The 7,273-nt window shown below is 51.4% G+C and carries 8 protein-coding genes; 6 read left to right on the top strand and 2 right to left on the bottom strand.

Annotated elements, in window-relative coordinates:
• On the top strand, positions 1–732 hold a 732-nt coding region (locus RMO15_RS20715), incomplete at its 5' end, for an MFS transporter (protein WP_309716454.1).
• Between the two features lie 155 nt (positions 733–887).
• On the opposite strand, the gene RMO15_RS20710 is transcribed toward RMO15_RS20715, so the two are convergent.
• Positions 888–2,828, bottom strand: coding sequence for a DUF6785 family protein (locus RMO15_RS20710; protein WP_309716450.1), 1,941 nt, complete (start codon positions 2,826–2,828; stop codon positions 888–890).
• 28 nt (positions 2,829–2,856) lie between these two features.
• Between RMO15_RS20710 and RMO15_RS20705 the strand changes: the two genes are divergently transcribed.
• Positions 2,857–3,324 carry a GNAT family N-acetyltransferase gene (locus RMO15_RS20705; protein ID WP_309716445.1) on the top strand — a complete coding sequence of 156 codons (468 nt, stop codon included), beginning with the start codon at positions 2,857–2,859 and terminating at the stop codon, positions 3,322–3,324.
• Here RMO15_RS20705 and RMO15_RS20700 read toward each other — a convergent pair.
• Entirely contained in the window at positions 3,321–4,025 is a 705-nt protein-coding gene (locus RMO15_RS20700) for a DUF1080 domain-containing protein (RefSeq protein ID WP_309716442.1), read from the bottom strand. The two genes, RMO15_RS20705 and RMO15_RS20700, sit on opposite strands and share 4 nt — an antisense overlap.
• 60 nt (positions 4,026–4,085) lie before the next feature.
• Here RMO15_RS20700 and RMO15_RS20695 point away from each other — a divergent pair, with 60 nt between their 5' ends.
• The 4 genes from RMO15_RS20695 (at position 4,086) to RMO15_RS20680 (ending at position 7,251) form a co-directional block, all read left to right on the top strand.
• Positions 4,086–4,391: a hypothetical protein gene (locus RMO15_RS20695; RefSeq protein WP_309716434.1), complete on the top strand. Its 306-nt coding sequence runs from the start codon at positions 4,086–4,088 to the stop codon at positions 4,389–4,391.
• 119 nt (positions 4,392–4,510) lie between these two features.
• Complete coding sequence (locus tag RMO15_RS20690; protein ID WP_309716424.1) at positions 4,511–5,296, top strand: ABC transporter permease; 786 nt, start codon at positions 4,511–4,513, stop codon at positions 5,294–5,296.
• A complete protein-coding gene (locus tag RMO15_RS20685; RefSeq protein WP_309716421.1) occupies positions 5,286–6,548 on the top strand; it encodes an ABC transporter ATP-binding protein in 1,263 nt (420 codons plus the stop codon). Before RMO15_RS20690 ends, RMO15_RS20685 begins: the two co-directional genes overlap by 11 nt.
• Before the next feature lie 160 nt (positions 6,549–6,708).
• Positions 6,709–7,251 carry a hypothetical protein gene (locus tag RMO15_RS20680; RefSeq protein WP_309716413.1) on the top strand — a complete coding sequence of 181 codons (543 nt, stop codon included), beginning with the start codon at positions 6,709–6,711 and terminating at the stop codon, positions 7,249–7,251.
• Positions 7,252–7,273: the final 22 nt, after the last annotated feature.

Here is a 7,273-nt window from a genome sequence, read left to right as displayed (position 1 = left end):
CAGATTCTAGGGAGCAGCCTGGGAGGAATCTTTGGGGAGTTTTTAAGCTGGCAGGTGATTTACCGCCTCTTTGCGGGTGCCTCTCTGGTCATGGCCGTGATGCTCTGGCGAGAGAGCAAGCGCGTGCCTGAGGAGCCGCGCCCCGATCGAAAGTTCTCGTTTGCGCCTTATCTGACACTCTGGGCCATGCCACAAACTCGGATTGTTCTCGGGACAGCCTTTGTCGAGGGTTTCTTTATCTTTGGCGGTCTGCCGTTTCTGGGAGCCTCACTCAAAGAGCGCTTCGGGCTCTCTTACCTTACCATTGGGCTTTTGCTGGCGTGCTTTGGCATTGGGGGGCTGATCTACAGCGCGAGCGTGAAAAAGCTTGTGCCTAAGATCGGCGAGCTGGGGACACTACTCTTGGGCGGCACGCTCTTGCTCGCGGGCTACTCGCTGATCGGTTGGCTTCCGGTCTGGTGGCTCTTCATTCCCGCCATTATTATCTTTGGCATGGGCTACTACACCATGCACGGCCCGCTCCAGACCCGTGCCACCGAGCTCTCACCCACCATGCGCGGCACCGCCGTCTCACTCTTTGCCTTCGCGTTCTTCTTGGGGCAAGCGGCAGGTCCTGCCGTGATGGGGCAGGTTCTCAAAAGCGGCGGCTATGGCGTGGGCTTCTCCCTCGCGGGAGCCGGTCTGTTCGTGCTGGCTCTCGTGGCAAGAAAGCTCTTCCAAGCACAAAGATAGGCGACCCTCCTCCCTTCGCTTCGCTCTTCCCTCCTCCCAATCCTGCGGAGGCAGGATTGGCGGAGGGAGCACTCACTAATCTCCCCCTCTCTCCCCTTCCTCCCAGGGTTGGGAGGAGGGGGCCGGGGGGAGGAGGGAAAACGGGAGGAGGGCACTCAGTGCGGAAAGACCATGTACATCTGGTAGCCGCTTGCCATCCCGAAGATGCCCCAGAGGGTCGGGATCACATAGTCGCCTAAAATGAGCCCCAGAAAGAACGGCAAGAGCTTGCGGTAGCCCCCGATTCCGGCGTAGCGCAGCGTGATGGTCTTCAGCACCCACGCGATCAGAAACGGGCACCACATGTACTCCATCGTGTTGGTCATTCCCACCGCATAGCCCAGTGGATGGAGCGGGAAGCCATTAAAGCGCTGCCGTAGCACTGAGATCGCGATTGCAATCAGAGCCCCCACGCCTGCGCCTAGGAGCCCCGGAATATCGGCGAGGGTGGGCGAGACTAAGAGAGAGACCGCCTGCCGTGCGGGAACCAAGGCTCCTCCCTGGAGGGCCGGGCGGACTTTTGCCGTCGCCGCGCCGTAGGTGTAGTAGATATCCAGGTGCGCCCAGAACGCCGCCAGAGTCCCGATCACCGCGGCAAAGAGCAGTGGCTTGAGAAGCGCACGTGGTGAGAGCCCCCCGCCTTGTGCCATCTTCAGTGCCTCGGCGGAGTGCGGCATCGGGTTGTCGCGCATGTCGTTCATCCAGTTGGTGTAGCCGATCAGGAGGACGGCCTGCTTACCCGAGAGATGGTTCTGCCCAAAGACATCGGCCACAAACTGCCCACTGCCCCACATCGGAGCCCACGCCCAGCCCGCGCCCGCCTCACTCACCACCCGTGCCAGCGTAATCGCGCAGCACGTGTAGATCAGAACATAGGTCAGTGCCTGCCAGAAACTCGCCCCGGCTACCGTCAGAAAGAGCGTCAAAAAGAGCAGGCCACCCCCGCCGCCCAGCAGCGCCATCCGTGGTGTCATGAGTTCCTCGTGCGTATCTGCGACGGGCTTCTCCAGCGCCTCAAGAGCTTTCTTCAGCGCCTTACGGGCCATCCAGAGCGAGAAAAGCGCAATCCCGACAAAAGCTCCGAGGCCCTGCTCTCGCACATAGGGCATCCGGTTGGTCGGGCCACTCCCGCCGCTCTCAGAGAGCCCCAGCCAGGCGCTGCCGATAACCAGCGCCTTCTGCACCAGATACATGCTCCAGCACGAGAAGCTGACTTCGAGAGAGAGAAGATACGCGATTCCAATAATCGAGGGATAGAACGCTAGCGTGAAGCGCCCGATAGCACTCAAGGGTCGCTGGGTAAAGAGAGGCCCAAGCTCGTTGAAACCCATCCCCGGTTTGAGTGCAATGCTCGGCACCGACGGATAGAGAAAGTTGATATAGTTGACACTCTCCAAGAGCCCGGCGATAATCATGCCCGCCCAGAAGATCGGGTTCCTAAAGATCGGCGCACGCCCTCCGTTCGCCGTGATCTCCAGCGGGAGCAGCACCAGCGGAAAGGTCAGGCGCTCCTCCTCAATCCACTGCTTGCGAAAAAGTGACATGGCGCAGAGCAGTGTCCAGAACACCGTGACAATAAAGGTGCTCCATGCCAGCACAGGAGTCGCCCAGCCCTTGAGGTTCGCCACCGTCCAGAGAGTCGTGTTGCCCCGAAAGAAGCCGTTGAGAACCTCAGGATCGCGCGGAGCGAGCCACTCCGGCACATTGGGCCAGATATAGTCCTTGAACTTACTGCCCCCTGTAGCATAATCGGAGTAGAACGGGGCCGGAATCTGGTTGATCAGGATCTGCACAAAACCATAACCCGCCGCGCAAGTTCCCACACAGAGCATCGCATAGAGCGTGATCAGCTCCTTCTGGTTCAGCGCCCACTTCTTGGCAAACTTCAAGAAAAATAGGTTCAGGCAGACCAGCGCAAAGAGCATCACCAGCGGGCCGCGCTGAAGAGCCGTCTGTGTCCAGAGAAGTGCCTGGGTTACCACATAGGCATAGGTGCCGAAGTAGGCATTGGCCAGCAACAACAAGGTTCCGAGACCATAGAGCACCGTCTTACGCATGGGGTACCATTGTAGCGGAAAAAACACCATGCAACTAACTTTTCGGGAGCTGGCTGACGATGACGTGGAAGGCTGCGCACGCTGGCTAACAACATCAGAGCCATGGATCACGCTGGGATTTGATCAGACCAAGAGCGAGTGGGCTCTACGGCGTGAGGGACTAGAAAAATGGGTCGCCGTGGACGAGCTCGAAACCCCTGTTGGGATCGCGCTCCTGAACTTTGGTGGGCCTTTTATTGGCTATCTTCAGATTCTGTGTGTCGCACCCGAGCAACGGGGCAAGGGAGTCGGGAGCGCCCTTCTTAGCTTTGTCGAGGAGCGCGTCTTTGCCCGCCACCCCAATCTCTTTCTCTGCGTCTCCGATTTCAATGAAGGTGCCCAGAAGCTCTACAGACAGTCCGGCTTTGAGCAAGTCGGACGGCTGGAAAACTTTCTGGTGACAGGCCACGCGGAGCTGCTTTTTCGTAAGACGCGTGGCCCGATCTTTGGTCGCTAAAGAGGCCGAACCCAGATATTGCGGAAGCGTGTGGGGTTGCCGTGGTCTTGAAGCTGGAGTGGTGCGGGGCCATGTGGGGTGTACTTGTTGACATCTTTATGGGCCACGGGCCAGAGAATCTCCCGGTGATTCTGCACTAGGATGCCATTTTGGATCACCGTCACATACGCAGGACTCTCTAGCTTGCCATCAGCGGCGAACTTGGGGGCCGTGAAGAAAATATCGTAGGCTTGCCACTCTCCTGGTTTGCGGCACGCATTGACCAGCGGCGGGTTCTGCCCATAGACCGAACCACACTGCCCATCGGCGTAGGTCTCGCTGTTGTAGGAATCAAGCACTTGGATCTCGTAGCGTCCCTGGATAATCACGCCTGAGTTGCCCCGGCCCTGACCATTGCCCTTCACCTCAGCAGGCGTGGCAAACTCCAGATGAAGCTGCATGTCCCCAAATTTTTGCTTTGTCTCGTTGCTCCCAAGCCCCTTGGTAACCTCCATCGCCCCATCAACAATCTTCCAGGGACGAGTCCAAGCATCGGTACTCTTGCCATTGAAGAGCACAACGGCATCGGCAGGAGGCGGCGTAAACGGCCCCTCCGCAGGCGGTGTTACCACAGCGGGTCGGGGGCGGAGCTTATCGTGGACGCGCCATTTCCCTCCGGGCAAAAACGGCGTATCGGTAAAACCATCTTGAAAAAATCGCATGCCTACAGTGTAACCAATAAAAGGTTTAAGATCAAGATAGCCGTGGTAGAATATTCAAGAATGGCATCCCCCCCCCAAATCGCCCCCGGTGGCAAGCTACGTCTCCCCCTCGTGGAAAGCAACCGCTCCACAGGCGGAGCCTTTCAGATATGGCAAGATGAGGAGCTGATTTTCCAAGGCTCACAGTACGGCAATCTCGTGCCTGAACCTGCCTCAGATGTCTGGCGTCCCATTGGCCTCCTGCAACGACAAGGGTCAGATTACTCCATCTTCTTCTACATTCCCACCACAGCCCTCCCCGGTGAGTACGAGCTACGGATCGCCACGACTGTCGGCTCCCGCAGCGGCCCGTTTGTGGTCATTTAGTTTGCAAAAACACCCCTGCACATGATATGCTCTCTGCGGTCAGAGTACATATGAGCATAGCCACGCGCTTACAAGACACATCAGAAATAATTATCCAGCCTCGAAGTAAACTATCATTTTTGGATTTTGCAGAGTTGTGGCGTTATCGAGATCTTCTTATAGTGCTTGCACAACGCGATGTTAAACTCCGCTATCGTCAAACAGCGCTTGGAGTGATTTGGGTTGTTTTTCAACCATTGCTAGCAGCTCTGATTTTCACAATACTATTCAATCAAATCGCTAAAATGCCGACAGAGGTACCTTATTTTCCTTTTGCCTTTGCTGGCTTCATGGCCTATAATAGTTTCACTTCAACACTTACAAAAGCCAGTAACAGTATGGTTCAGAATACTCAGATGGTTTCTAAGATATTTTTTCCTAGAGTGATCCTCCCTCTTTCGGTTATTTATGGAACATTAGTTGATTTAGCAGTATCTTCTATAATTTTCTTTGGTCTGATGATTTTTTTTCATCTCCCATTAACATTGTCTCTCATAACAGCCCCATTATGGCTCCTACTAATCCAAATACTAGCTGTTGGTTTTGGACTTATCACTTCAGCGATAATGGTTCAGTACCGTGATATTCAGTACGCCTTGCCTGTTTTAATACAATTTGGCACTTATGCAACGCCTGTGGGCTACTCCCTCACCCATGCAATGAATCAGCTCCCTTCGCAATGGTCTCCCTTCTTCATACTTAATCCACTGAGTGGTCTTTTAGATAGTTTTCGCTGGTCTTTAATGGGAACTCATGTCTATAACTGGGGACTCTGTATAAGTAGTGCTCTAGGTGCTATTGTGATCTTCATCATCGGTTTAGCATACTTCCATCGAATGGAGACACGGTTTGCAGATGTCATCTGATACTGTCATCTCAGCCCGTGATATCTCCAAAGCGTATACAATTGCGCATCAGGATCACCACCATACCACAGCTCGTGAGGCACTGCTCCATCGCCTACGTCATCCATTTGAAGGCCCTAGATCTGAAGAGTTCTGGGCACTCAGTAATGTAAATTTTGATATTCAGCGAGGAGATGTTGTTGGGATCCTTGGGCGCAATGGAGCGGGGAAATCCACTTTGCTCAAGATTTTATCACGAATCACGACCCCAACAACGGGAACTGTTCGGCTTAAAGGGCGTGTAGGTAGTTTGCTCGAAGTAGGCACAGGTTTTCACCCTGAACTCACCGGACGTGAAAACATCTACATGAATGGTGCTATTTTGGGTATGACACGCAAAGAGATCCAACGACAATTCGATGAAATCGTTGCTTTTGCTGGCTCTCAGGTAGAGGGTCACTTAGATACACCTGTCAAACGATATTCATCTGGTATGTATGTACGCCTAGCCTTTGGTGTGGCCGCCAATTTAGAGTCAGAAATATTGATTATTGATGAAGTTCTGGCTGTTGGTGACGGTGAATTCCAAAAAAAGTGCCTTGGTAAGATGCATAATGTTGCGGAATCAGGACGCACCGTACTATTTGTCAGTCATAATATGGGAGCCGTTAATGCTCTTTGTAATCGTGGACTTTTCCTGGAACGTGGAACGGTAAAACGAGTTGGTGTTGTTTCTGAGATTATTGAAGAATATATGGCAACCTCAGATTCGCAAGAAGGAATACGTTATTGGAACGATGATATAAATGCGCCGGGTGATGATCGCGTTATCCTGCGTTCCCTCCAAGTTAACAATATCAATGGCAATGTTATATCTACAGTAGGCTCGGGCGAGCCTTTTGATATCCGTATTAGTTATGAAATTCGTCAACCCATGCCGCATTTCCGCATGGCATTTTTTTTGATGTGTTCTGATGGTAGTACCGCTTTTTTCACTAGTGATGCCCAAATAAAAGAATGGCAAAACAAAACACGTGAGCCTGGGATCTATGAGAGCATATGCCATATCCCTGCAAATCTACTTAATGAGGGGAAATACGGAATTATGATCAAGGCAGATATTCCAATGGTAGTTAATATTATTTGGGATCAAGATAGCAGTGTCACTTTCAATGTTGAACGCACAAATTTTAATGGTGAACCAATAGAACGTGTTGCCGGCGCAGTATGCCCTGTCTTACCTTGGGAAATTATATTTAATAAAAAAAAATAAACCAATAATGATTTGTATTGCACGATTATTACCCGTAATTAATCTAAAATTTCACATTTATAAAAATAAATTCTAAAAACAGAGTCATTTTATGAAAATATGCATTGACATCAGCGGCTTATCTTATGAGCCACGTATAATGCCTACTAAGTATGGAATCATGAGAGTACAAGAATGTACTATCAGAGAGATTCTCAAGCATGAAAAAATCCGGTTATCCGTCACTGGTCTTCGTGAAAGGGAATTATTACTATCCTCTTTTCGAGCATCGCTCTATCCACTTGAGCAACAAATCCCTTTCATACCTGCCGCATGTAGCCGTTTAGGACTAGATATACTTCATAATACAATTTTAAGTTCCTATTTTTCCGCATGGCAGAACTTTGGAATTGCCAATATCCCTAAAAAATATCGAATTGCAACAAAATTCCTTAAATTAATAGATACAAGAGCTTGCTTTCCTGCAGATAGTTTTGATATTTTTCAAGCACTCAGTTGTGGTTTACCCCCTTCTGAACTTACGGGCAAAACTCCAAGGAGTCTTTGGGCTTATGATCTGATATGTATCCGTAATCCAGAGTGGGTTAGTGCAGCAGCACTCTTTACTCAACAACAGACTTTGGTCAATTTTAATCGGGAAAAAGATTTTATTGTTTGTAATGCAGAATATGTTCGCCAAGATCTCTGTCTGGAGAGATATTAAGGTAATCACAGAGATCTTGGCG

It is taken from the genome of Armatimonas sp. (genome assembly GCF_031410135.1).
GTDB lineage: Bacteria > Armatimonadota > Armatimonadia > Armatimonadales > Armatimonadaceae > Armatimonas.
Note: the sequence above shows the minus strand (reverse complement) of the source record. Positions and strands in the feature narration are given on the sequence as shown.

Bases quoted from the DNA above. Each gene is read 5' to 3' on its own strand.
- RMO15_RS20710 (WP_309716450.1), bottom strand. From the start codon at position 2,828: ATGCGTAAGACGGTGCTCTATGGTCTCGGAACCTTGTTGTTGCTGGCC.
- RMO15_RS20705 (WP_309716445.1), top strand. From the start codon at position 2,857: ATGCAACTAACTTTTCGGGAGCTGGCTGACGATGACGTGGAAGGCTGC.
- RMO15_RS20700 (WP_309716442.1), bottom strand. From the start codon at position 4,025: ATGCGATTTTTTCAAGATGGTTTTACCGATACGCCGTTTTTGCCCGGA.
- RMO15_RS20695 (WP_309716434.1), top strand. From the start codon at position 4,086: ATGGCATCCCCCCCCCAAATCGCCCCCGGTGGCAAGCTACGTCTCCCC.
- RMO15_RS20685 (WP_309716421.1), top strand. From the start codon at position 5,286: ATGTCATCTGATACTGTCATCTCAGCCCGTGATATCTCCAAAGCGTAT.
- RMO15_RS20680 (WP_309716413.1), top strand. From the start codon at position 6,709: ATGAGAGTACAAGAATGTACTATCAGAGAGATTCTCAAGCATGAAAAA.